The organism is Telluria sp. LT2P34 (genome assembly GCF_059685915.1).
Window position 1 is genome coordinate 1 of record NZ_JCASIN010000005.1, and the last position, 22661, is coordinate 22661.

Annotated in this window: 22 protein-coding genes; 12 read left to right on the forward strand and 10 right to left on the reverse strand. The window is 66.5% G+C overall.

Going from position 1 to position 22661, the window contains the following annotated elements; all coding sequences use genetic code 11:
* On the forward strand, nucleotides 1-82 hold an 82-nt coding region (locus AC56KZ_RS14345), incomplete at its 5' end, for an IS3 family transposase (RefSeq protein WP_497163137.1).
* Nucleotides 83-151: 69 nt separating this feature from the next.
* On the opposite strand, the gene gatB is transcribed toward AC56KZ_RS14345, so the two are convergent.
* The 3 genes from gatB to gatC all read right to left on the reverse strand — a co-directional run bounded on the left by gatB (nucleotide 152) and on the right by gatC (nucleotide 3507).
* Entirely contained in the window at nucleotides 152-1630 is a 1479-nt protein-coding gene (gene gatB, locus AC56KZ_RS14350; RefSeq protein ID WP_497163138.1) for an Asp-tRNA(Asn)/Glu-tRNA(Gln) amidotransferase subunit GatB, read from the reverse strand.
* Between the two features lie 80 nt (nucleotides 1631-1710).
* Nucleotides 1711-3186: an Asp-tRNA(Asn)/Glu-tRNA(Gln) amidotransferase subunit GatA gene (gene gatA / locus AC56KZ_RS14355; protein WP_497162857.1), complete on the reverse strand. Its 1476-nt coding sequence runs from the start codon at nucleotides 3184-3186 to the stop codon at nucleotides 1711-1713.
* Between the two features lie 21 nt (nucleotides 3187-3207).
* A complete protein-coding gene (gene gatC / locus AC56KZ_RS14360; protein WP_497162858.1) occupies nucleotides 3208-3507 on the reverse strand; it encodes an Asp-tRNA(Asn)/Glu-tRNA(Gln) amidotransferase subunit GatC in 300 nt (99 codons plus the stop codon).
* Between gatC and AC56KZ_RS14365 the strand changes: the two genes are divergently transcribed.
* The 7 genes from AC56KZ_RS14365 to AC56KZ_RS14395 all read left to right on the forward strand — a co-directional run bounded on the left by AC56KZ_RS14365 (nucleotide 3506) and on the right by AC56KZ_RS14395 (nucleotide 10741).
* Nucleotides 3506-3682: a hypothetical protein gene (locus AC56KZ_RS14365; RefSeq protein ID WP_497162859.1), complete on the forward strand. Its 177-nt coding sequence runs from the start codon at nucleotides 3506-3508 to the stop codon at nucleotides 3680-3682. The two genes, gatC and AC56KZ_RS14365, sit on opposite strands and share 2 nt — an antisense overlap.
* Before the next feature lie 144 nt (nucleotides 3683-3826).
* Nucleotides 3827-4870, forward strand: a complete 1044-nt coding sequence (locus tag AC56KZ_RS14370) for a rod shape-determining protein MreB (RefSeq protein WP_494379740.1) — start codon at nucleotides 3827-3829, stop codon at nucleotides 4868-4870.
* A 117-nt stretch (nucleotides 4871-4987) separates the two neighbouring features.
* Entirely contained in the window at nucleotides 4988-6118 is a 1131-nt protein-coding gene (gene mreC / locus AC56KZ_RS14375) for a rod shape-determining protein MreC (protein WP_497162860.1), read from the forward strand.
* Nucleotides 6118-6636: a rod shape-determining protein MreD gene (gene mreD / locus AC56KZ_RS14380; RefSeq protein WP_497162861.1), complete on the forward strand. Its 519-nt coding sequence runs from the start codon at nucleotides 6118-6120 to the stop codon at nucleotides 6634-6636. The genes mreC and mreD overlap by 1 nt, the downstream gene beginning before the upstream one ends.
* Nucleotides 6637-6666: 30 nt before the next feature.
* On the forward strand, nucleotides 6667-8583 hold the full coding sequence (mrdA, locus tag AC56KZ_RS14385) for a penicillin-binding protein 2 (RefSeq protein WP_497162862.1): 1917 nt from the start codon (nucleotides 6667-6669) through the stop codon (nucleotides 8581-8583).
* Between the two features lie 10 nt (nucleotides 8584-8593).
* Complete coding sequence (rodA, locus tag AC56KZ_RS14390; RefSeq protein WP_497162863.1) at nucleotides 8594-9709, forward strand: rod shape-determining protein RodA; 1116 nt, start codon at nucleotides 8594-8596, stop codon at nucleotides 9707-9709.
* 126 nt (nucleotides 9710-9835) lie between these two features.
* The gene (locus tag AC56KZ_RS14395) at nucleotides 9836-10741 is read left to right on the forward strand and encodes a septal ring lytic transglycosylase RlpA family protein (protein WP_497162864.1); all 906 of its coding nucleotides are present in this window, start codon (nucleotides 9836-9838) and stop codon (nucleotides 10739-10741) included.
* Between the two features lie 116 nt (nucleotides 10742-10857).
* On the opposite strand, the gene AC56KZ_RS14400 is transcribed toward AC56KZ_RS14395, so the two are convergent.
* From AC56KZ_RS14400 to argS, 7 genes are read right to left on the reverse strand one after another with little or no spacing between them, the layout of a single operon-like run.
* A complete protein-coding gene (locus tag AC56KZ_RS14400) occupies nucleotides 10858-11571 on the reverse strand; it encodes an SPOR domain-containing protein (protein WP_497162865.1) in 714 nt (237 codons plus the stop codon).
* Entirely contained in the window at nucleotides 11568-12341 is a 774-nt protein-coding gene (locus AC56KZ_RS14405; RefSeq protein WP_497162866.1) for a type III pantothenate kinase, read from the reverse strand. Before AC56KZ_RS14405 ends, AC56KZ_RS14400 begins: the two co-directional genes overlap by 4 nt.
* Nucleotides 12341-13144, reverse strand: coding sequence for a biotin--[acetyl-CoA-carboxylase] ligase (locus AC56KZ_RS14410; RefSeq protein ID WP_497162867.1), 804 nt, complete (start codon nucleotides 13142-13144; stop codon nucleotides 12341-12343). Before AC56KZ_RS14410 ends, AC56KZ_RS14405 begins: the two co-directional genes overlap by 1 nt.
* The gene (locus AC56KZ_RS14415; RefSeq protein WP_497162868.1) at nucleotides 13141-13932 is read right to left on the reverse strand and encodes an SDR family oxidoreductase; all 792 of its coding nucleotides are present in this window, start codon (nucleotides 13930-13932) and stop codon (nucleotides 13141-13143) included. The genes AC56KZ_RS14410 and AC56KZ_RS14415 overlap by 4 nt, the downstream gene beginning before the upstream one ends.
* Entirely contained in the window at nucleotides 13929-14639 is a 711-nt protein-coding gene (locus tag AC56KZ_RS14420; protein WP_497162869.1) for a thiol:disulfide interchange protein DsbA/DsbL, read from the reverse strand. The genes AC56KZ_RS14415 and AC56KZ_RS14420 overlap by 4 nt, the downstream gene beginning before the upstream one ends.
* Nucleotides 14640-14659: 20 nt before the next feature.
* On the reverse strand, nucleotides 14660-15370 hold the full coding sequence (locus AC56KZ_RS14425; protein ID WP_497162870.1) for an SPOR domain-containing protein: 711 nt from the start codon (nucleotides 15368-15370) through the stop codon (nucleotides 14660-14662).
* Between the two features lie 21 nt (nucleotides 15371-15391).
* Complete coding sequence (gene argS / locus AC56KZ_RS14430) at nucleotides 15392-17158, reverse strand: arginine--tRNA ligase (protein ID WP_497162871.1); 1767 nt, start codon at nucleotides 17156-17158, stop codon at nucleotides 15392-15394.
* A gap of 186 nt (nucleotides 17159-17344) precedes the next feature.
* On the opposite strand from argS, the gene rsmB reads away from it, so the two are divergent.
* The 4 genes from rsmB (at nucleotide 17345) to AC56KZ_RS14450 (ending at nucleotide 22634) form a co-directional block, all read left to right on the forward strand.
* Nucleotides 17345-18883 carry a 16S rRNA (cytosine(967)-C(5))-methyltransferase RsmB gene (gene rsmB / locus AC56KZ_RS14435; protein ID WP_497162872.1) on the forward strand — a complete coding sequence of 513 codons (1539 nt, stop codon included), beginning with the start codon at nucleotides 17345-17347 and terminating at the stop codon, nucleotides 18881-18883.
* 45 nt (nucleotides 18884-18928) lie between these two features.
* Nucleotides 18929-19492 (forward strand): DUF4390 domain-containing protein, encoded by a 564-nt coding sequence (locus AC56KZ_RS14440; RefSeq protein ID WP_497162873.1) that lies wholly within the window; start codon nucleotides 18929-18931, stop codon nucleotides 19490-19492.
* Nucleotides 19482-21785, forward strand: a complete 2304-nt coding sequence (locus tag AC56KZ_RS14445) for a sensor histidine kinase (RefSeq protein ID WP_497162874.1) — start codon at nucleotides 19482-19484, stop codon at nucleotides 21783-21785. Before AC56KZ_RS14440 ends, AC56KZ_RS14445 begins: the two co-directional genes overlap by 11 nt.
* A 126-nt stretch (nucleotides 21786-21911) precedes the next feature.
* Nucleotides 21912-22634 (forward strand): response regulator, encoded by a 723-nt coding sequence (locus AC56KZ_RS14450; RefSeq protein ID WP_497162875.1) that lies wholly within the window; start codon nucleotides 21912-21914, stop codon nucleotides 22632-22634.
* Nucleotides 22635-22661 lie beyond the last annotated feature (27 nt).

Consider the following 22661-nt stretch of genomic DNA (forward strand, 5'->3'; position numbering starts at 1 on the left):
CTACTACAATCACGACCGCATCAAGATGAAACTAAAAGGGCTGAGTCCTGTGCAATACAGAACCCAGCCCTTGGCCGCCTAGCAAACTTAACCGTCCAACTTTAGGGGGTCAGTTCAAATGCTTCGGTTTCTTCGTATCCACAGGCTGAAATCAGCCCGCCAGCTTCTTCTTCAACAGCTCCGTCACCTGGGCCGGATTCGCCTTGCCCTTCGAGGCCTTCATGGCCTGGCCGATCAAGGCATTGATCGCCGCTTCCTTGCCGGCGCGGTACTGTTCGACCGACTTGGCGTTTGCCGCCAGCACCTCGTCGACGATGGCTTCCAGGGCGCCGCTGTCCGAAATCTGCTTCAGCCCCTTTTGCTCGATGACGAGGTCGGCCAGGTTTTCGTCGCTCGACTTGGCATCCCACATCGCGGCAAACACTTCCTTGCCGGCCTTGTTCGAAATCGTGCCGTCGGCGATGCGGCGAATTAAAAGGGCGAGCTGCGATGCTGCCACCGGGGACTCGGCGATATCGACGCCTTCGCGGTTCAGGGTCGAGGAAACGTCGCCCATCATCCAGTTGGCGATTGCCTTCGCGTTGTCCTTGCCGGCTTTCGCGACCACGGCTTCGTAATAGGTCGCCATGCCCTGCGAGGAGGTGAGGATCAGGCTGTCGTACTCCGGCAGGCCGTAGTCGCCGGTGAAGCGCGCGCGCATGGCGCCCGGCAGTTCCGGCATGGCGGCGCGCACGCGCTCGATCCATTCTTCCGAAATCATCAGGGGCGGCAGGTCCGGGTCGGGGAAGTAGCGATAGTCCTGCGCGTCTTCCTTCGAGCGCATCGAACGCGTTTCCTTCTTGTCCGGGTCCCACAGGCGGGTCGCCTGCTGGACCTTGCCGCCGTCTTCGATCAGTTCGATCTGGCGCCGCACTTCGTAGTGGATCGCCTCTTCCATGAAGCGGAAGGAGTTCAGATTCTTGATTTCGCAGCGGGTGCCGAATTCGGTCTGGCCGAACGGGCGCACCGAGACGTTGACGTCGCAGCGGAAGGAGCCTTCCTGCATGTTGCCGTCGCAGACGCCCAGCCACATCACCAGCGAGTGCAGGGCCTTGGCGTAAGCGACCGCCTCGTTGGCGCTGCGCATTTCCGGCTCGGACACGATTTCCAGCAGCGGCGTGCCTGCGCGGTTCAGGTCGATGCCGGTCATGCCGGCATAGTCTTCGTGCAGCGATTTACCGGCGTCCTCTTCCAGGTGGGCGCGCGTCAGGTTGACGGTTTTCGTCTCCAGCTTGCCGTCTTTCTCGAAGGCGAAGGTGACCGTGCCGCCTTGCACCACCGGGTCTTCGAACTGGCTGATCTGGTAGCCCTTGGGCAGGTCGGGATAAAAATAATTCTTGCGGGCGAAGACCGATTGCGGGGCGATGGTCGCACCCACGGCCAGGCCGAAGCGGATCGCGCGCTCGACGGCGCCCTTGTTCATGACCGGCAGCACGCCCGGCAGCGCCAGGTCGACCGGGCTGGCCTGGGTGTTCGGCTCGGCGCCGAACTGGATCGAGCTGCCGCTGAAGATTTTCGAATTGGTCGTGAGCTGGACGTGGTTCTCAAGACCGATGACGACTTCCCATTGCATGGTGTTCTCTCTTTGTATTCTCTGTGCTGGCACTGGTTGAACGCGTGAGGTGAGTCGGGCTAAATGCCCGACGAACGAGCCGTCCGCCCGACATCATTTTAGACGCCTTCCGGCGTGCGCTGGTGCCAGTCGGTGACTTGCTGGTACTGGTGGGCGACGTTCAGCAGCTTCGCTTCGCTGAAATAATTGCCGATGATTTGCAGGCCGACCGGGCGCTTGCTGTTCTTTTCGCCTTGTCCGAAACCGCAGGGGATCGACATGCCGGGCAGGCCGGCCAGGCTGGTCGAAAGGGTGAAAATGTCGGCTAAATAATTGGCGACCGGGTCGTCGGTTTTCGCGCCGAGGTCCCAGGCAACGGTCGGTGCGACCGGTCCCATGATCACGTCGCACTTCTCAAGCAAGGCGGCCTGGAAGTCGTCGGCGATCAGGCGGCGGATCTTTTGCGCCTGCACGTAATAGGCGTCGTAATAGCCATGGCACAGCACATAGGTGCCGACCAGGATGCGGCGCTGGACTTCGCGGCCGAAACCTTCGGCGCGCGTTTTCTTGTACATGTCCTGCAGATCCTTGTACTCGCTGGCGCGGTGGCCGTAGCGCACGCCGTCGAAGCGCGACAGGTTGGACGAGGCTTCGGCCGGGGCGATGATGTAATAGGTCGGGATCGACAGCGCCGTTTTCGGCAGCGAGATATCGACCAGGCTCGCGCCCAGGGCCACGAACTGCTCGAGCGCGGCGCGCACGGCGCTTTCGACGTCGGCAGCCAGGCCTTCGCCGAAGTATTCGGCAGGCACGCCGATGCGCAGGCCGCTCAATGGCTTGTTCAAGTCGCGCGTAAAGTCTTCCGGCGCGTTGCCTTGCTCAAAGGTCAGGCTGGTCGAATCGCGCTCGTCGTGGCCGACCATTTCGTTCAGGAGCAGGGCGCAGTCTTCGGCGGTCCGGGCCATCGGGCCGCCCTGGTCGAGAGAGGAGGCAAAGGCGATCATGCCGAAGCGCGAGACGCGGCCATAGGTCGGCTTGATGCCGGAGACGCCGCAGAAAGCCGCCGGCTGGCGGATCGAGCCGCCGGTGTCGGTGGCGGTGGCAGCCGGCGCCAGGCGCGCGGCAATCGCGGCGGCCGAGCCGCCCGACGAGCCGCCCGGCACGGCCAGCACGTCCCACGGATTTTTCACGGGCCCGAAGGCCGAGTTCTCGTTGGCCGAGCCCATCGCGAATTCGTCGCAATTGACCTTGCCGAGCGTGACCATGCCGGCCGCGTTAAAACGGTCGACCACGGTGGCGTCGAAAGGGCTGACGTAGTTGGCCAGCATCTTCGAGCCGGCAGTCGTGCGCCAGTCGCGCGTGACGAAGATATCCTTGTGGGCGATCGGCACGCCGGTCAGGGGGCCAGCCGAGCCTTCGGCAATGCGGATGTCGGCGGCGGCAGCCTGGGCCAGCGACAGGTCCGGGTCCACGTGCAAGAAGGCGTTGTGGCCGCTCGCGGCGATGCGCTCGAGGTAGTGGCGGGTCAGTTCCGTGCTCGATACCTGCTTTGCGTGCAGCAGCGCCGACAGCTCTTTGATGGTTTTGTTATGCATATGCGTAGTCTGTGGAGGCTGTTATTCGATTACCTTCGGCACCAGGTACAGGCCGTCCTGCGCTTTGGGCGCCGGCGCCTGGTAGTCGTCGCGGCGGTTTTCTTCGGTCACCACGTCTTCGCGCAGGCGCAGCGGCAGCGCCAGGATCGCGGCGATCGGATGCGACAAGGGCGCCACGCCGGTCGTGTCGACCGCCTGCATCTGTTCGGCCAGGGCGAAAATGCCGTTCAACTCGCCCAGCGCGGTGTCGGCGTGGGCGTCGTCCAGGTCGAGCTGGGCCAGGTTGGCGATCCGTTTTACGTCTGCAAGAGTCAGTGACATGGCAAAAGGCGCGGCAGGCCGCGTTCAAAATGTGGTTGAGCGAATAACGGAATTGTCCGGCGCGGCTGTTGAACGCCTTGCTACAGTCGATAAAACCTTGTTAATCCCGTCGATCTCGCTTCGGGAACTGGGGGGTAAAACCCCCTGTTTTCAGCGTTTAATCGGTAAATTATAAGGTAGAATGGCGGGCTAATGCGTGGTCCGCGCCGAATGAGCGCGACCCCGGACGCATGAAAAGACCGCAGGCTGCACTACCGGGCTGCTGCGGCGAGGACTCCCGATCAATAGTTTACGCGCGACGCCGCGCATCAGGACACACATGTTTGGATCTTTACGCAGCTACTTCTCGAACGACCTGGCCATCGACCTGGGTACCGCCAACACGCTGATTTATGTGCGCGGCCAGGGCATCGTGCTGGACGAGCCGTCGGTCGTGGCGATCCGCCAGCAGGGCGGCCCGAACGGCAAGAAAACGATCCAGGCGGTCGGCAAGAAGGCCAAGCAGATGCTGGGCAAGGTACCGGGCAACATCGAGGCGATCCGTCCGATGAAGGACGGCGTGATTGCCGACTTCACCGTGACCGAGGAAATGCTCAAGCAGTTCATCCGCATGGTGCACGACTCCAAATTCTTCCGCCCGTCGCCGCGCATCATCATTTGCGTGCCCTGCGGTTCGACCCAGGTCGAGCGCCGCGCGATCCGCGAGTCGGCGCTGGGCGCCGGCGCCTCACAGGTGTTCCTGATCGAAGAGCCGATGGCCGCGGCGCTCGGCGCCGGCCTGCCGGTGTCGGAAGCGACCGGCTCGATGGTGGTCGACATCGGCGGCGGCACCACCGAGGTGGGCATCATCTCGCTGGGCGGCATGGTATATAAAGGTTCGGTGCGCGTCGGCGGCGACAAGTTCGATGAAGCCATCGTCAACTACATCCGCCGCAACTACGGCATGCTGATCGGCGAGCAGACCGCCGAAGCGATCAAGAAGGCCATCGGTTCGGCCTTCCCGGGGTCGGAAGTGAAGGAAATGGAAGTCAAGGGCCGCAACCTGTCCGAAGGCATCCCGCGCGCGTTCACGATCTCGTCGAACGAGATCCTGGAAGCCCTGACCGACCCGCTCAACAACATCGTCTCGGCCGTCAAGAACGCGCTCGAGCAGACCCCGCCGGAACTGGGCGCGGACATCGCCGAGAAGGGCATGATGCTGACCGGCGGCGGCGCGCTGCTGCGCGACCTCGACCGCCTGCTGATGGAAGAGACGGGCCTGCCGGTGCTGGTGGCCGAAGACCCGCTGACCTGCGTGGTGCGCGGCTCGGGCATGGCACTGGAACACAACGACAAGCTGGGTTCGATCTTCTCCTACGAGTAAACGCATGAAGCGATTAACATGGGCAGGCGTGGGCTGAGAGCCGGCGCCTGCCCATGCTTGCATGGTGCGTCATCAAAGTATTCAGGCTTCGGCCGTCCCGCCGCCACTTAGAAATTCATGGATTACAGTCCTCCGCCGCTATTCAAACAGGGCGCCTCGGCGCGGGTGAAGGTGACCGTCTGCGCGCTGCTCTCGATCGTGCTGCTGGTCGTCGACGCGCGCATGCACGTCCTCGACACCGTGCGCCAGGTGGCCGGCACCGTGCTCTACCCGCTGCAGATGGCCGCGCTGATGCCGCGCGACGCCGTCTCCAACATGGGCTTTTACTTTTCATCGCTCTCGAACATGCAGGATGAAGTGCGCGAGCTGAAGAGCCAGCAGGTCGCGCAGGCCCAGGCCATGCAGCTGGCCCAGCTCCAGACGGCCGAGAACGCGCACCTGCGGCGCCTGCTCGGCGCGCGCGAATACCTGCCGACCGGCTCGATCATGAGCGAGATCCTGTACGACGCACGCGACCCGGCCACGCGCCGCATCGTGCTCGACCGCGGCACCCGCCATGGCGTGCAGCTCGGCCTGCCCGTGATCGACAACGCCGGCGTGATCGGCCAGGTCACGCGCGTGTTTCCGTTCACTTCCGAAGTCACGCTGCTGACCGACAAGGAGCAGGCCATCCCGGTGCAGGTGCTGCGCTCGGGCCTGCGCAGCATCGCCTACGGCCGCGGACGCTCGGGCCTGATCGACCTGCGCTTCGTGGCGCCCGACGCCGACATCCAGGTAGGCGACGTCATCGTCACCTCGGGCCTGGATGGCATGTATCCGGCCGGGCTGGCCGTGGCCAAGGTCACGCAGGTCGAGAAAGTGGCGGCCGGCGCCTTCGGGCGCGTGGTCTGCCAGCCGCTCGGCGGCGTCGACCGTCACCGCCAGCTCCTGATCGTGATGTCGGGCGCGGCCAAGGCGCCGCGTCCGCTCGAGGCACCTGCGCCGCCGGCCCAGGGCACGCGCCGCAACCTGCCGAAGATGGAACCGGTGCCGCTGCCGCCGCTGGCGGCCGCGCCGCTGCCGGCGCAGGGTGTGCCGGGGCAGCCGGGCGCCGCGCCCGGATCGGTAGCCGGCGCGCCCGCCGCCGTGGCGCCCGCCGCCACGCCCGCGGTGACTCCCGCAGTGACACCTGGGGTCACACCAGGCGCCGTTCCCGCCGCCGCGACCACCCCGCCGGCCGTGCCGGCCATTCCGAAGGAGGGCAGGTAATGCCCGGACCACGCGCCAACTACATCCTGCTGCCGGTCAGCCCGCTCTTCATCGCCTTCAGCCTGACCTGCGCCTTCATGCTCAACCTGCTGCCCTGGGGCCGCTGGACCGGCGCTCCCGATTTCGTGGCGCTGGTGCTGCTCTTCTGGGGCATCCACCAGCCCCGCAGGGTCGGCATCGGCGTCGCCTTCGGCATGGGCCTGCTGATGGACGTGCACGACGCCACGCTGCTCGGCGAGAACGCCCTGGCCTATACGCTGCTGTCGTATGTGGGCACCATGATCCACCGCCGCGTGCTGTGGTTCCCGGTGCTGACCCAGGCCATGCACGTGTTTCCGCTGCTGCTGCTGGCCCAGGCGATCCAGGTGCTGGTCCACTTCATCGCCACCGGCGTCTTCACGGGCTGGCTGCATTTCATCGAAAGCGGGGTCGCCGTCGCCTTGTGGCCGGTGATCACCTGGCTGCTGCTGGCGCCGCAACGGCGCGCGGTCGACCGCGACCATACCCGCCCGATCTGACGACGCACGCAGCAATGACTGAACGCAGCAATGACTGAAATTAAAGACAGCGATCGCGAGATCCACAACTTCCGCCTGCGCCTCACGGTGCTGCTGGGACTGGTGTTCGTCTGCTTCGGCATCCTGGTGGCCCGCTTCGTCTGGCTGCAGGTGATCCAGCACGACATCTACCATGCCCAGGCCGAGGACAACCGCATCGCCCTGGTTCCGATCGTGCCGAACCGCGGCCTGATCGTCGACCGCAACGGCGTGGTCCTGGCGCGCAACTACTCGGCCTATACGCTCGAGGTCACGCCATCGAAGCTGCAGGCCAACATGGAGTCGGTGATCGACGAGCTGGCCAAGCTGGTGGCGATCGAACCGAAGGACCGCAAGCGGTTCAGGCGCCTGCTGGAAGAGTCGCGCAGCTTCGCCAGCGTGCCGCTGCGCACCCGCCTCACCGACGACGAGGTGGCGCGCTTCACCGCCCAGCGCTTCCGTTTCCCCGGCGTCGAGGTGCAGGCGCGTTTGTTCCGCCAGTACCCGCTGGGCGAAGTCGCTTCGCACGTGGTCGGCTATATCGGCCGCATCAACCAGAAGGAATCGGAAGTGCTGGCCGAGGGCGAGAACGCCGCCAACTACAATGGCACCGAACACATCGGCAAGGAAGGCCTGGAGAAGCGCTACGAGAGCTACCTGCACGGCACCACCGGCTACGAGCAGGTCGAGCGTTCCGCCGGCGGGCGCGCGATCCGTACGCTGTCGCGCCGGGCGCCGGTCCCGGGCAGCAACCTGATCCTGTCGATCGACATCGAACTGCAGAAGGTCATCGAGGAAGCCTTCGGCGACCAGCGCGGCGCCCTGGTGGCGATCGAGCCGGAAACCGGCGACGTGCTGGCCTATGTATCGCGCCCCGGCTTCGATCCGAACCTGTTCGTCGACGGCATCGATACCCAGAGCTGGAACGAACTCAATACCTCGCTCGACAAGCCGCTGATGAACCGGCCCCTGTCGGGCACCTATCCGCCGGGCTCCACCTTCAAGCCTTTCATGTCGCTCGCCGCCCTCGAGCTGGGCTTGCGCCGGCCGTCGGACGCGATCCGCGATCCCGGTTTCTTCATGCTCGGCGGCCACCGCTTCAACGACGACAAGCCGGGCGGGCACGGTACGGTCGACATGTACCGCTCGGTGGTCGAATCCTGCGACACCTATTACTATCAGCTCGGCCACGAGATGGGGGTCGACCGGATGTCGGCCTTCATGCGTCCCTTCGGCTTCGGCGAGCCGACCGGCATCGACCTCGACCACGAAAAGACCGGCGTGCTGCCGTCCAAGGAGTGGAAGGCGAACCGCTTCAAGCGCAACCGCGCGGCCCAGAAATGGGTCGGCGGCGACACCATTTCGATCAGCATCGGGCAGGGCTTCAACAACTACACGATGATCCAGCTGGCGCACGCGGTAGCCAACCTCGCCAACAACGGCGTCGTCATGCGCCCGCACCTGGTCAAGCTGATCGAGGACGGCGCCACGCGCCAGCGCACCATGACCGTGCCGAAGGAGAGCCGCCGCATCCCGCTCAAGCAATCGAACATCGACTTCATCAAGCAGACCATGGTCGGCGTGACCCAGGAAACCTACGGCACCGGCCACCGCGCCTTTAAAAACGCCGCCTATATTTCGGCCGGCAAGACCGGTACCGCCCAGGTCATCGGCCTGAAAGGCCAGAAGTACAACGCCAACGCGATCGACGAGCGCCACCGCGACAATGCGCTGTATGTGGCGTTCGCTCCCGCCGACAAGCCGCGCATCGCGATCGCGCTGGTGGTCGAGAACGCCGGCTTCGGCGCCGCCTCGGCCGCCCCGATCGCGCGCAAGGCGCTCGATTACTATTTGCTCGGCAAGCGCCCGCCGCCACCCAAGCCTGCCGACGCTGCCGCCGCCAAAGCGGCCGCGACGGCCCCCCACTAGGATTTACCGGATGGCCTATTATCCCGAGCGGCGTTCCCTTGGCCGCCGCCTGAAACCCTATTTCAATGTCTTCGACTGGCCGCTGGCGATGATCCTGTTCATGCTGCTCACCACCAGCATGATCACGATGTCCTCGGCCGGCGCCGAATTCCCCGGCCGTGCCGAAGCGCAGATGCGCAACTTCATCCTGTCCTTCGTCGTCATGTGGGTGGCGTCGCTGATTCCGCCGCAAACCCTGATGCGCCTCGCGGTGCCGATCTATACCGCCGGCGTCACCCTGCTGATCGCGGTGGCCATGTTCGGCATCATCAAGAAGGGCGCGCGGCGCTGGCTGCACCTGGGGGTCGACATCCAGCCTTCGGAAATCATGAAGATCGCCACCCCCTTGATGATCGCCTGGTATTTCCAGCATCGCGCCAAGGCGGGCAACTGGAAGTCGTTCGCGGTGGCGGGGATACTGCTCCTGATTCCGTTCGTGCTGATCGCCAAGCAGCCCGACCTCGGCACGGCGCTGCTGGTGGGCGCCTCCGGCTTCTACGTGATTTTCCTCGCCGGCCTGTCGTGGAAAGTGCTGATCGGGCTGGCCCTGGCCGCCGCCGCCGGCATGCCGGTCGCCTGGTCGATGCTGCACGACTATCAGCGCGAGCGGATCATGACCCTGATCGACCCCACCTCGGACCCGCTGGGCAAGGGCTTCCACATCATCCAGTCGACCATCGCCATCGGGTCGGGCGGCATCACTGGCAAGGGATATACGCAAGGCACCCAGGGCCAGCTCGAATTCGTGCCCGAACAGACCACGGACTTCGTGTTTTCGGTCTATTCGGAAGAATTTGGACTGGTCGGCAACCTCTTTCTTTTGGTAATCTATCTATTGCTGATCGGCCGCGGCGCAATGATTGCCGCGAATGCCCCGAACATGTTCTCGCGGCTGCTGGCCGGCGCGATCACGATGATTTTCTTTACATATGCCTTTGTCAACATGGGCATGGTGAGCGGCATCCTGCCGGTGGTGGGAGTTCCCCTGCCTTTCATGAGCTACGGCGGAACGGCGTTCATTACGCTGGGCCTCGGCGCTGGTATATTGATGAGCATTCAACGGCACCGAAAGCTGGTGCAGACTTAAATGGAGGAGGATGCGATGACCGCTCCGAGACATCTCCCAGCGGTCATTGCCCTCGTGGCATTGGTGACCGGCTGCGGAACCACCGGTGAACGCAATAGCCTGCTTCCGCTGCCTTGGCAACACAAAATGAGCGCCGAACACGGCGCGGTGGTGCTGCCGCCGGCCGGTTCCGGACGCGGCGGCTACTACAAGGATGACGGCCCCGGCCGCAACATCCCGGTCGGCCTGGAACTCGTTCCCGACGCCGTCGTGCGCGCCGAACCGTATGCCAAGTGGGCGAACCGGCCGTACTCGGTCTTTGGCCAGACCTACAACCCGATCCTGCACGAGCAGCCTTTCGTGCAGCGCGGCGTGGCCAGCTGGTACGGCGTCAAGTTCCACGGCCAGCGCACTTCCTCGGGCGAACCCTACGACATGTACAAGATGACGGCCGCGCATCCGACGCTGCCGATCCCGTCCTACGCCCGTGTCACCCATATCTCCAGCGGCAGGTCGGTGGTGGTGCGCATCAACGACCGCGGTCCCTTCCACGCCAGCCGCGTGGTCGATGTCTCGTACACGGCGGCGCTGAAACTCGGCCTGCTCGGGCGCGGCAGCCATGAAGTCGAGGTCGAGCGCCTGTTCCCGAACGACCCGATCCGCCTCCCGCGCGAACGCCGCGCCGCCACCTCGCAGGCCCAGGCAGCGCCAAGCGCCGCCGCGCCGGCATCGCCGGAAATTGCCGCGCTGATGCTGGAAGACCGGGTGCAGACCGACAGCGCCGCGCTGGCGCAGGCGCTGCCGGCGAAACCGGTTGCGGCGGCGGCAGGATTCTATCTGCAGCTGGGCGCCTGGAGCCGCGCCGACACGGCGCAGGAAATGAGCCGGCAACTGCTCGAGTCAGGCGTCGACCTTGGCAAGCTGGAAGTGGCGCCCGCCGGCGCCGTGCACCGCCTATACGGCGGGCCCTTCGAATCGCGTGCGCTGGCGCAGCAGGCCGCGCGCGCTCTGCCGTCGCAGCTGGGTTTGAAGCCGATCGTGGTGAAGCGCTAAGTACTCGACCAGAAATAAACGTGAATTTTGGCAAACAGAACCGGAAGCAACGCAGCGATGCGCCGGTTATGGCAGCCAAAAACAAGTTTATTTTTGGGTGAGTACTTGGGGGCAGATCACCGGCACAGGTGCAGCACTGCGGCAGGCATGCCCCGTCCGGCGTCGGCGATGCGCTTGCGGATCTCGGCATCGATGTCGCGGAAGCGGTAGGCAAAGCGCTGCGATTGCGGGCCGCGCGGCAGGATGCGCACGTTGGCGATGCCCTGTTTCGTCAGCGTTGCCGCATGCACGCGCGCGGCCGCCTCGCTCCTGAACACGCCCAGCGAAATCGCATGGCGCAGGGGCGACTCGCCCTGCATGATGAAGAAGGTCGTCATGCCGCGTGCGCGCAGCTCGGCGATGCGGCGGTCCGCGCCTTCCTTGCCGCCTTGCGGGGGCAGATAGACCAGATGGCTGGTCACTTCCTGGAACGGCACCGTCAGGCGCGCCTGGCGCGTGCCCAGCTCGAGTTTCGCGAGGCGGGTTTCGAAGCGGCGTGCGTCACCGGCCGTAAAGGCGTCGGTCTCGACGCAGGCAAGCAGGGGAGCGGCGGCTGGCACCGGCTCGGCCGGCAGCGGCGGCGGCGCGCTTGCGGCGACCGCTTCCGGCGGGGCGCTGGCCAGGATCGGGGGCGGTTCACCCTTGAGCAGCACCAGTTTGCTCGCCGCGATCTGGTTGCGCAGGCGCGCCGGCTCGCGCGTCGCTCCATCGGGCGTGCCCAGCAAGCCCTGGCCATAGGCGAACACCAGCGCGTTCGCGCACAGCAAAGCCCAGAATACGAATCTCGTCACGCCTTGTCTCCCACTGAACTTGCATCGATCCCGGCCAGCAGCACCGCGTGCAGTCCGACCAGCACGATATTATCGACCATTCGGTGCGCGAACTTGAGCGCGGGCGCAATATACGGCGCCGCGCCACCCGAGACAATGCAGGCGGCCATGTTTGAGTCCATGTCCTGGCTGTGGCTCGCCAGCGCGCGCTCGATCGCGCCAGCCTGCGCCGACAGGCAGCCCGAGACGATGGCGTCCTGCGTGTTGTCGGCAAACAAGGGCGGCGCGATGCTGCCTGGCGTCACCTGCGGCAGCTGGGCGGTGTTGCGCGCCAGGGCGGCGGCCATCAGCGCCAGGCCCGGCAGGATCATGCCGCCAACAAAACGTCCGTCGGCACTCACCGCGTCGATCGTGGTTGCGGTGCCACAAGTGGCGACCACCAGCGCCCGGCCAGGGAGCAGGGCGCGCGCGCCGATAGCGGCGGCAAAGCGGTCGCAACCCAGCGATTCCGGCGCGCGGTAGCCGTTGACCATCCCCGCGCGCGCCGCGCTCGAGGCGAACCATTCGGTATCGATCGGGCCGAGCAGCGCGGACAGCCGCGCGCGCAAGCCGGGACCGGCCACGTTGGCGACAATCGCGCGGCTGATACCGGCAATGCGCCAGGCGGCGCCGGCCGCGTCGAGATCGGCATGCTGCACTGCGCCTGTTTCGACCCATTCGCCCGGCGCGGCGCCGTCGAGCGCCAGCGCCCACTTCACCCGGGTATTGCCCGCATCGACCAGCAGCAACATCAGGCGCCCTTCATGCGCAGCGATACGTCGCCGGCCAGCACCGCGATCCGGCCCGCGGGCGTATCGAGCAGCAGGCGGCCGCCATCGTCGACACCGGCAGCCAGGCCTTCGTGCAGCACTGCGCCCCCGTCGATGATGGTGACGAGTTCGCCCTGCCAGGCATGGCGCAGGTTCCAGCGCGCCACGAACGGCGGAAAGCCGCCGCGCTCGAATTCGCGCAGGCAGGCGGCCAGGCCGTCGAGCAGCGCAGCCATGAGCGAGTCGCGCTCCATGCGCGCCAGCCACGGCAGCGAGGCGGCGCTGCGCCCGATGCGGGCCTCGAGTTCGTTCGGCATCAGGAGGTTCAGGCCGATGCCGATCACCGCCCAGGTGCCGCCGCCCGGCGCGGCCGCGGTTTCGATCAGGATGCCGGCCAGCTTGTCGCCGTCGCGCAGCACGTCGTTCGGCCACTTGAGGGCGACCTGCACGCCGAGCCGCTCGAGCGTTTCGGCGAGCGCCACGCCAACCGCCAGCGGCAGGCCCGCGAGGCGGGTCAGGCCGCCATCGAAACGCCAGGCCAGCGAAAAGGTGAGCGAGGCGTCGTTTGAAGACAGCCAGCTGCGCCCGGCCCGTCCGCGGCCGGCGGTCTGGTTGCGCGCGACCAGCAGCAGCGGCTCGGTAAGAGGCGCGGTGAGCGGCGCGGCAAGCGCCTGCGTGGACGCGCCCGCGCGCGCCAGCAGGTCGGCATTCGTCGAGCCGGTCTCATCGACCACCTCGACCGCGACGCGCGCCTTCGACAGCGCGGCGATCGTGATGGCGTTCATGCGGCTTCCTTCGGCTGCTTGGTCGGCGCGCGCGAGAACAGCAGGTCGAACAGCGCATTCGGCAGCACGGCCAGCAAGCGCGCGACCAGGCCCATTTGCCAGGGCAGCACGCGGTAGCTGTCGCCGCGCGCGATCGCCTGGGCGGCGGCAAGGGCGAAGCGCTCGGCCGGCATCAGGAAGGGCATGGGAAAGCGGTTCTTGCGGGTCATGGGAGTGTCGATGTAGCCGGGGGCGATGGTCACCACCCGGATGTTCGATCGTTTCAGTTCCAGCCGCAGCGATTCGCAGTACACCCGCACCGCCGCTTTCGAAGCGCAATAGGCGCCGGCGCCGCGCATGCCGCGCACGCCGGCCACGCTGCCGATGGCAACCAGCCGGCAGGCGCCGGATTGTTTTTTCATCGGCTCGATGAAAGGGGCGAAGGTGGCGACCAGGGCGTTGACGTTGGTGGCGAACACCGCGTCGAAGACGGCCAGGTCGGCCTGGCGTTCGGTCAGGGTGCCGTGCGAAATGCCCGCACTGGCGATGACGATGTCGGCGCCGCCGGCGCTGTGCATGAAGTCGGCCGCCGCAGCGGCCAGGGCCGCATGGTCGAGGATGTCGACCGCGTAGGTGCGGTGGCGTTCCGGGTGGGGCAGGGCGGCGGCCAGGGCCTGCAGGGCGTCGCCGCGCCGCGCGAGCAGGCCCAGGGTGGCGCCGCGCGCCGCGTATTCGCGCGCCAGGGCGGCGCCGATGCCGCTCGAGGCGCCGGTAATGAAGACCCGCTCGGCGCCGGCCGCTGCGGTCATTTCCCGGCCGCGCCCTTGCCTGCGTTCTTGTCGGCTTTTGCGCGCGCGACCAGCGCGTCCATCACCTGCAGCGTACGGGCCTGCTGTTCGGCCTCGTTGTGCTCGTGCGCGTGGTCGTGCGGCTGGCCTTCGGTCGCCATCGAGGGCGAGGTGATGAAGCGGCCGTCGACCGCGACGAACGGCCAGTGGTCGACCTTGTACTCGTTCATCATGACGCCGGCGCGGCGCAGCTTGGCCTGCACCCCGAAGGAACGGTAGGCGTTCTCGAAGCGGGCGCGGTCGATGCCGGCTTGCGCGGCCCAGGCCAGCACCTCGTCGTCGTCGTCCAGGCGCAGGCGTTGCTGGTGCATGGCGGCAAAGGCCTTGCCGTGGTACTGGGACAGCAGGCCCAGCGACTCGAGCGTGTAGTACAGGCGCTGCTGGGCGACGCCGCGCTGGCCGGCGTCGACGTGCACGCGCCGGAAGACGATGTTGTCGCCCTGTTTTTTCACCCAGGTTTCCAGCGCCGGCTCGAAGGCATTGCAGTGCGGGCAGGCGTAGGAAAAGAACTCGATGACTTCGACCTGCTTGCCGGCCGGCGTGTCCAGTTTCTGCGGCAGTACCTGGTACTGCTGGCCCTCTTTCGGGGCAGCGGCAGGCGCGGCAAAGGCGGCGCCGGTGAGGCTCAGCAGGACAGTGGTGCACAGCAGGCGGCGGAGCAGCTTCATCGGAATACCCTTATTTAAAATTATTTCTGGTTGCGGACGATGGCGACGTCGATCCCGCTGTCGAGCAGCTTGGCGCGCGCCTTGTTGACGGCTTCGACCTGGCTGAACGGGCCGAGGCGGACACGGTGCAGCACGCCGCTGTCGCTGGTGCGGTCGCTGATGGCCGCCTCGAAACCGAGCAGGGCGAGTTTGGCGCGGGTGGCTTCGGCGTCCGAGATCTCGCGGAAGGCGCCGGCCTGCAGGAAGTAGACGTACTTGTCGTCGCCACCTGCCGCCGTGGCCGCTGTGGCCGCCGGCGTGCCCGCCGCTGCGGCTGGCGCGGCTGCAGGCGCAGCTGCGGCCGCAGCCGGTTTCGGCGCCGCCGTGTCGCTCATGCCGGCAATCGCCTGGCCCAGCGGGTCGGCTTCGGGCGCGGCGGGCTTCGGCGCTGCCGCGGCGGCCGCCGCTTTGGCGGCCTTGGCCGCTTCACGTTCGGCCAGCTGCTTGCTCGCTTCGCGCGCGGCTTCGCGGTTGCCGTACATCGGCTTGTTCGGGTCGCTCGCCAGGCTCGGTTCGAGGTCGGCCGGGCGGCCCATCTTGTTGGAGCGGTCGGTGAAGGGCGAGGCGCCCTTGGTGATCATCAGCGCGACCACGACCGCAATCCCGAGGCCGATAATCAGGCCGATGATGAAGCCGGTCAGGGTGCTGCCGCGCTGGCGCAGGAAGGACGAAAAACGAAGGGTTGCGGTCATGGTGGCGGGTTCTGTGCGTGGTTATGCTTGCGGTTCTGCTGCTGCCTCGGCCGGGGCGCGTTCCATCTTGGCCGGGGCCGAAACGCCGATCAGGGCCAGGCCGTTGCGCAGCACCTGGCGGGTGGCGCTGGCCAGGGCCAGGCGCGCCAGCTTGAGCGGCTCGTCGTCGTCGAGCAGCCATTTGTGCGCGAAATAATAGCTGTGCAATTCGCCGGCCAGCTCGCGCAGGTAGAACGCCACCTGGTGCGGGCCGAGTTCGATCCGGGCGCGCGCCAGCATCTCCGGATAGGCCGCCAGTTTCGACAGCAGGCTGGCCTCGTGCGGGGTGCTCAGGCGCGACAGATCGACGTTTGCGAGCAGCGTCTCGTCGCCGCCCCAGTTGGCCAGGGCCGAGCAGATCCGTGCATGGGCGTACTGCACGTAATACACCGGGTTTTCTTCGCCGGTGGCGAGCGCGACGTCGACGTCGAACACGAATTCGGTATCGGCCTTGCGCGAGATGAGGAAGAAGCGCACCGCGTCGCGGCCACGCTCGACATCGCCATTGCCCGACCATTCGATCAGGTCGCGCACGGTCACGTAGGAGCCGGCGCGCTTCGAGATCTTGACCTCTTCGCCGTTCTTCATGACGGTGACCATCTTGTGCAGCACGTAGTCCGGGTAGCCCTGCGGTACGCCGATGTTCACGGCCTGCAGGCCGGCGCGCACGCGGGCAATGGTGCCGTGGTGGTCGCTGCCCTGGACGTTGATGGCCTGATCGAAACCGCGGCGGAATTTCTGCATGTGGTAGGCGACGTCCGGCACGAAATACGTATAGGTGCCGTCGGACTTGCGCATCACGCGGTCCTTGTCGTCGCCATAGTCGGTGGTCTTGAGCCACAGCGCGCCGTCCTGCTCGTAGGTGACGCCGGCGTCGACCAGGGCCTGCACGGCCTCGTCGACCTTGCCGTCGGCGTAGAGCGAAGACTCGAGATAATAGTTGTCGAACTTGACGCCGAACGCCTGCAGGTCGATGTCCTGCTCGTTGCGCAGGTAGGCCACCGCGAAACGGCGGATCGATTCGAGGTCGTCGGGGTTGCCGCTGGCGGTGCTCGGCGCGCCGTCGCTGGCGGACACGGTTTTACCGGCCAGGAAATCGGCGGCGATGTCGGCGATGTAGTCGCCGTTATAGGCCGACTCGGGCCACTGCGCGTCGCCCGGCTTGAAGCCGCGCGCGCGCGCCTGCACCGAGTTGGCCAGCGTTGCGATCTGGACGCCGGCGTCGTTGTAGTAGAACTCGCGCGTGACGGCATGGCCCTGCGACTCGAACAGCGAGGACAGGGCGTCGCCGAGGGCCGCCTGGCGGCCATGGCCGACGTGCAGCGGGCCGGTCGGGTTGGCCGAGACGAATTCGATGATGGCGTGGTGGCCCGCGCCGGCGTCGCCGCGCCCGAAGGCCTCGGCTTCCTGGAGCACCGTGCGCACCACCGCCTGCTTGGCGCTGGCCGCCACGCGCAGGTTGATGAAGCCGGGGCCGGCCACGTCCGCCGATTCAACCAGGCCGGCGGCAGCCGGGTCGGCCAGCAGGGCGGCAACCAGGCGCGTGGCCAGCTCGCGCGGGTTGGTTTTCAGACCCTTGGCCAGCTGCATGGCGATATTGCAGGCAACGTCGCCGTGGCTGGGGTCGCGCGGGCGTTCCAAGACAATATTCAGCTGTTGATGCGTTGGAACCACATCGGTGCCTGCGAGGATCGGCGCGAGGGCGGCCTGGAAGAGGGCAGCAATCTGTTGTTTTTGTTGGGCGAGCATAGGGTGTGTTCGGTAAGTTCGGTGAAGCGGTGGCGCGGCCACGGCACGCAAGAGGTCATTATACTGGTTTGCCGCAGCGCGGAGTACGGCCGCGGCGGCGGCCGCCGCCATGCCTGCACCCATCCTTTAAGCCCGGCCAAAGGCATAGCCGGTACAATGTGCCCCTTTCAGTATCGACCCGCCATCATGACCGACAAGCGCCGCACGCTCTCCATCCAGCCCAAGGGCGCCAGCACCGACAAGGCGCAAGCCAGGTCGCCTGCCAGGCCGTCGAACCCTGCCGCCCAGTATGCGAAGCCGAAGCCGAAAGCCCAGGCGCCGCGCCCGCCGGTCAAACCCGCGGCCAGGCCTGCGCCAACGCCGGCGCCCGCGCCGCGTCCCAGCTACGAACTGAAGCCCCAGTTCCAGCAGGAGTTCCGTCCGGACCTGCCGGCCGACTCGCTGGCGCTGGCCCTGCTGGGCGCGGCCAGTGCGGTGGCCGCGGTGCGCGGCGGCACGGCGCTGCCGCAGGCCCTGGCACAGGTGTTTTCGAGTTACGAAGCCGCGTCCCAGACGCGCGGCGCGATCCAGGACCTGGCCTATCGCACGATGCGCGGGATGGGCCGGGCCGAGACCCTGCTCGGGCTGATGACGACCAAGGCGCCGGACGTGCCGATGCTGGCCGGCCTGCTGACCTGCGCGCTGGTGCTGCTCGATACGCTCGATGGCGAGCGGGCCGCCTACGAGCCCTTCACCGTGGTCGACCAAGCCGTCACGGCAGCCAGCCGCCACCCCGACCTGGCGCATGCCAAGGCGATGGTGAACGCCGTGCTGCGCCGCTTCCTGCGCGAGCGCGAGGCATTGGTCGCCGAGGCCCTGAAGCAGCCGCTGGCGCAGTGGAACTACCCGCAGTGGTGGATCGACGCCACCCGCGCCGCCTATCCGCGCGACTGGGAAGCCATCCTCGCGGCAGGCAACGGCCACCCGCCGCTGACGCTGCGCGTGAATACGCGTAAATCCTCGGTCGAGGACTACCTGCGCCGTCTGGAAGAAGAAGGTTTCGCGGCGGAGCGGATCGGCCCGACCGCCTTGCGCCTGAAGCAGGCGATGAACGTGGCCCAGCTGCCGGGCTTCCACGAGGGCCTGGTGTCGGTGCAGGACGCCGGCGCCCAGCTGGCCGCGCCGCTGCTCGACCTGCAGGACGGCATGCGCGTGCTGGATGCCTGCGCCGCTCCGGGCGGCAAGAGCGGCCACATCCTGGAAGCGGCCGGCGTCGAGCTGGTAGCGGTCGACTCCGATTCGCAGCGCCTGGTGCGCGTCGGCGACAACCTGGGGCGGCTGGGCTTGAGCGCCACCCTGGTGAGCGCCCCGGCGCAAGCCGATTACTGGTGGGACGGCCGCCACTTCGACCGCATCCTGGCCGACGTGCCGTGCACGGCCTCGGGCATCGTGCGCCGCCACCCCGACATTCGCTGGCTGCGCAGGAAGACCGACACGCGCCAACTTACAACACTTTCCGCGCAGATACTCGACAATCTTTGGCAGATGCTGCGGGCCGATGGTAAATTGTTGTTTGTGACATGTTCGCTCTGGCCCCAGGAATCCGAGGCACAGGCGGCCGCGTTCGCGGCGCGCCATGACGACGCCGTACGCCTCGAGGCGCCCGGTCAGCTGCTGCCAGTGAGCGGCGCCGAAATCGACCATGACGGTCTGTTCTATGCCGTGTTCCAGAAGCGACGGGCCTGATGTTCCCGCGCAATTCGCTCCATTAATTTAGGTTCCGGCTCCCCTGTGACTTTACGATTTTTCCGCCTCCTCGCCTGCCAGCTGCTGCTGGTCTTCGCGTGCGCATCGGCGCAGGCGGCCGAGGGGATCGATATCACGCTGGCCAGGATCGAAGCGACCGACGAAGGCTATCGCCTCGCGGCGAATTACTCGTTCGACCTGAACCGCGACCTGGAAGACGCCCTCCAGCATGGCGTCAAGCTCTACTTCACCACCGAGATCGAACTGGTGCGCCCGCGCTGGTACTGGCGCGACGACCGCGCCGTTTCCTCGAAACGCACGGTCAGCATTTCCTATGACGTGCTGCTGCGCCAGTATTACGTGTCGCTCCAGGGCAGCGTCCAGCAAACCTACCAGACCCTCGACGAGGCGATGTTCCAGATCCGGCGCCCGAGCCGCTGGCTGATCGCGCCCAGGGGTGCGCTCAAGCACGGCGAAACCTATGAAGTGTCGCTGCGCATGTACATGAACCGCGAGCTGCTGCAAAAGCCGCTGCAGGTGAACGCCTTCAATAATTCGGACTGGCAGCTCGCCTCGAACCGGAAGACCTTCAATTACCGTGCGGAGTAAAGCCGTAAACCAGGCCCTGCGCTACGCGCTGGTGGTCGGCGGGGCGGTTGTCTCGATCCTGCTGTTCCTGCTCGCCTCGGCTTCCGACAATTCCGGTTTCTTCGAACGCTATTATTACTGGCTGCTGGGGCTGAACGCGACGATCGCGTTCCTGCTGCTGATCCTGGTATTGATCGCCCTCGGGCGCCTGTATTCGCGCTACAAGGAGGGACGCTTCGGCTCGCGCCTGATGGCGCGCCTGGTGCTGCTGTTTGCCGGCATCGGCATCCTGCCCGGCCTGGTCATCTTCATGGTCTCGGTGCAGTTCGTCTCCCATTCGATCGAGTCCTGGTTCGACGTCAAGATCGAGGCCGCGCTGCAGTCCGGCCTGAACCTGGGCCACGCGGCGCTCGACGAGTCGCTCACCGAACTCTCCGGGCGCGGCCAGACGGTGGCGGCCACACTCTCGGGCCAGAGCGACATGGGCGCGCGCATGACGCTGTCGCAGCTCGTGGCCGAGACCGACGGCATGCAAAGCGCCATGCTGCTCGACGCCGGCGGCAAGCTCATTGCCAGCGCCAGCGAAGACCGCCGCGCCGACCTCACCGGCGACCTGCCGACCCCGCAAATGCTGCGCCAGGCCAGCATGCCCGGCGGCCATGCGCGCACCGAGGGCGGCATCGAACTCGATTTCCGCGACACCGCCGGCCCGGACGGGCTCGATGCCGTCACCGGCCTGCGCCAGCGCGTGGTGCTGGCCGTGCCCGAGCCGCCGGGCGCCGCGCCGCGCTACCTGCAGCTGATGCAGGCGGTGCCGGTCAACCTGGCCTCGAACGCCGCCGTGCTGCGCAGCGCTTTCTCCGAATACAAGGCGCGCTCGGTGGCGCGCGCCGGCCTCCAGCGCATGTACATGAACACGCTCACGCTGACTCTCCTGATGACCATTTTCGGCGCCATCGGCAGCGCCGTGCTGATCGCCGGGAACCTGGCGCAGCCGCTGCTGGTGCTGGCCGAAGGCACGCAGGCGGTGGCCGAAGGCGATCTGTCGCCGCGCCCGATCGTCGAAACCAACGACGAACTAGGCACGCTGACGCAGTCCTTCAACGCCATGACCGGCCAGCTGTTCGAAGCCAGGAGCGCGGTCGAACGCAATCGCGCCGCCCTGCAAAGCGCCAAGGCCCACCTCGAATCGGTGCTGGCCAACATGTCGGCCGGCGTGCTGGTGCTCGACGCCGACGGCACGGTGGTGAATTCGAACGAGGCTGCCTGCCGCATCCTGCAGATGGAGCAGTGCCACCTGAACGGGCCGCTGTCGAAGATCGAGGGACTCGAGACCTTCGCCAACGCCATCACGCGCGCTTTTTCGACGCAGAGCGCGCAGTCGGCCGCCGGCACTTCGCGCCAGCGCACCCACTGGCAGCTGGAAGTCGAGATCCCTCGCCGTAACACCGGCGCCGACTCCGCTGAAGACCACGACACCACCTTGCTGGCGCGCGGTTCGCGCCTGCCGGTGGGCGTGGGCAGCGGCTTCATCGTCGTGTTCGACGATATCTCGGACGTGATCTCGGCCCAGCGCTCGGTGGCCTGGGGTGAAGTCGCGCGTCGCCTGGCGCACGAAATCAAGAACCCGCTGACGCCGATCCAGCTGTCGGCCGAGCGCCTGCAGATGAAGCTCGAAGGCAAGCTCGATGCGGTCGATGCGGCGCTGCTGGCGCGCGCCACCACCACCATCGTCAACCAGGTCGACGCCATGAAGCGCATGGTCGACGATTTCCGCGACTATGCGCGCACGCCGCCGGCGGTGCTGGAACCGCTCGACCTGAACGCCCTGATCGAGGAAATCCTCAACCTGTACATGGCCGAGGATGCTTCCGACATCATCCATGCCGCGCTCGAGCCGGACCTGCCGCGGGTGATGGGCGACGGCACCCAGCTGCGCCAGGTGATACACAACCTGCTGCAGAACGCCCAGGACGCGCTCGCCGACCGTACTGGCGGCGCGCCCTCGCCACGGATCGACATCCTCACGGAAGTCATCCACTACACCGGCGCCGACGGCGCCGCCGGCACCGCCGTGCGCCTGGCAATCCTCGATAATGGTCCGGGTTTTGCGCCAAAAATCCTGGCGCGCGCCTTCGAGCCCTATGTCACGTCGAAAGCGCGCGGCACCGGTCTGGGCCTGCCGATGGTGAAGAAGATCATCGACGAGCATGGCGGACGCATCGACGTCCAGAACCGCCCCGACGGAAGTGGCGCATCAGTCTTCATTTTGCTGTTAAAGTTAGCACAAGAGGCGAACTTGGCCGAAGCGTAAATCAGGCATAGAATCGCTGCTGGATCACAACTGAGAATTACAGTAAGACTCACAGTCGAGATTCACAGCCGAGATTCACAAACGTGCACTACAACTGTTAAGTCAGGCGGAGACGGAAGGCAAAAGATGGCGAACATACTCGTAGTCGATGATGAAATGGGCATCCGCGAGCTGCTCTCGGAAATTTTGGGAGACGAAGGCCACGCAATCACGCTGGCGGAAAACGCGCAGCAGGCACGCGAAGCGCGCGCAGCCGGCGCACCGGATCTGGTGCTGCTCGATATCTGGATGCCGGACACCGACGGCGTCACCCTGCTCAAGGAATGGCAGCGCGACGGCATGCTGACCATGCCCGTGATCATGATGTCGGGACACGCCACCATCGATACCGCCGTCGAGGCGACCCGCATTGGCGCCCTGAATTTCCTCGAAAAGCCGATCGCCCTGCAAAAACTGCTGAAAGCCGTGCAGCAGGGTCTGACGCGCGCCCAGGAAGTGGCGCGCGCACCGAGCCCGCCGCCGCGGCCAAGCATGCCGCCGCCGATGGTGGAAGCGCCGCCCGTCTCGAGCCCGATGTACGCGGCCCAGCCGATGCCGGCGCCGCTCAATGGCGCACGCGTGGGCGTGACCGGCCACGGCGAAACCCAGGGCTATACCTTGTCCTTCGACCTGCCGCTGCGCGAAGCGCGCGACGCTTTCGAGCGCATGTATTTCGAGCACCACCTGGGCCGCGAAGGCGGCAGCATGACGCGCGTGGCCGAAAAGACCGGCCTCGAGCGCACCCACCTGTACCGCAAGCTCAAGCAGCTCGGCGTCGAACCGGGCAAGCTCGGCAAGCGCGGCGGCTGACACCCTCGCTTCAAGCCACCCGGTCGC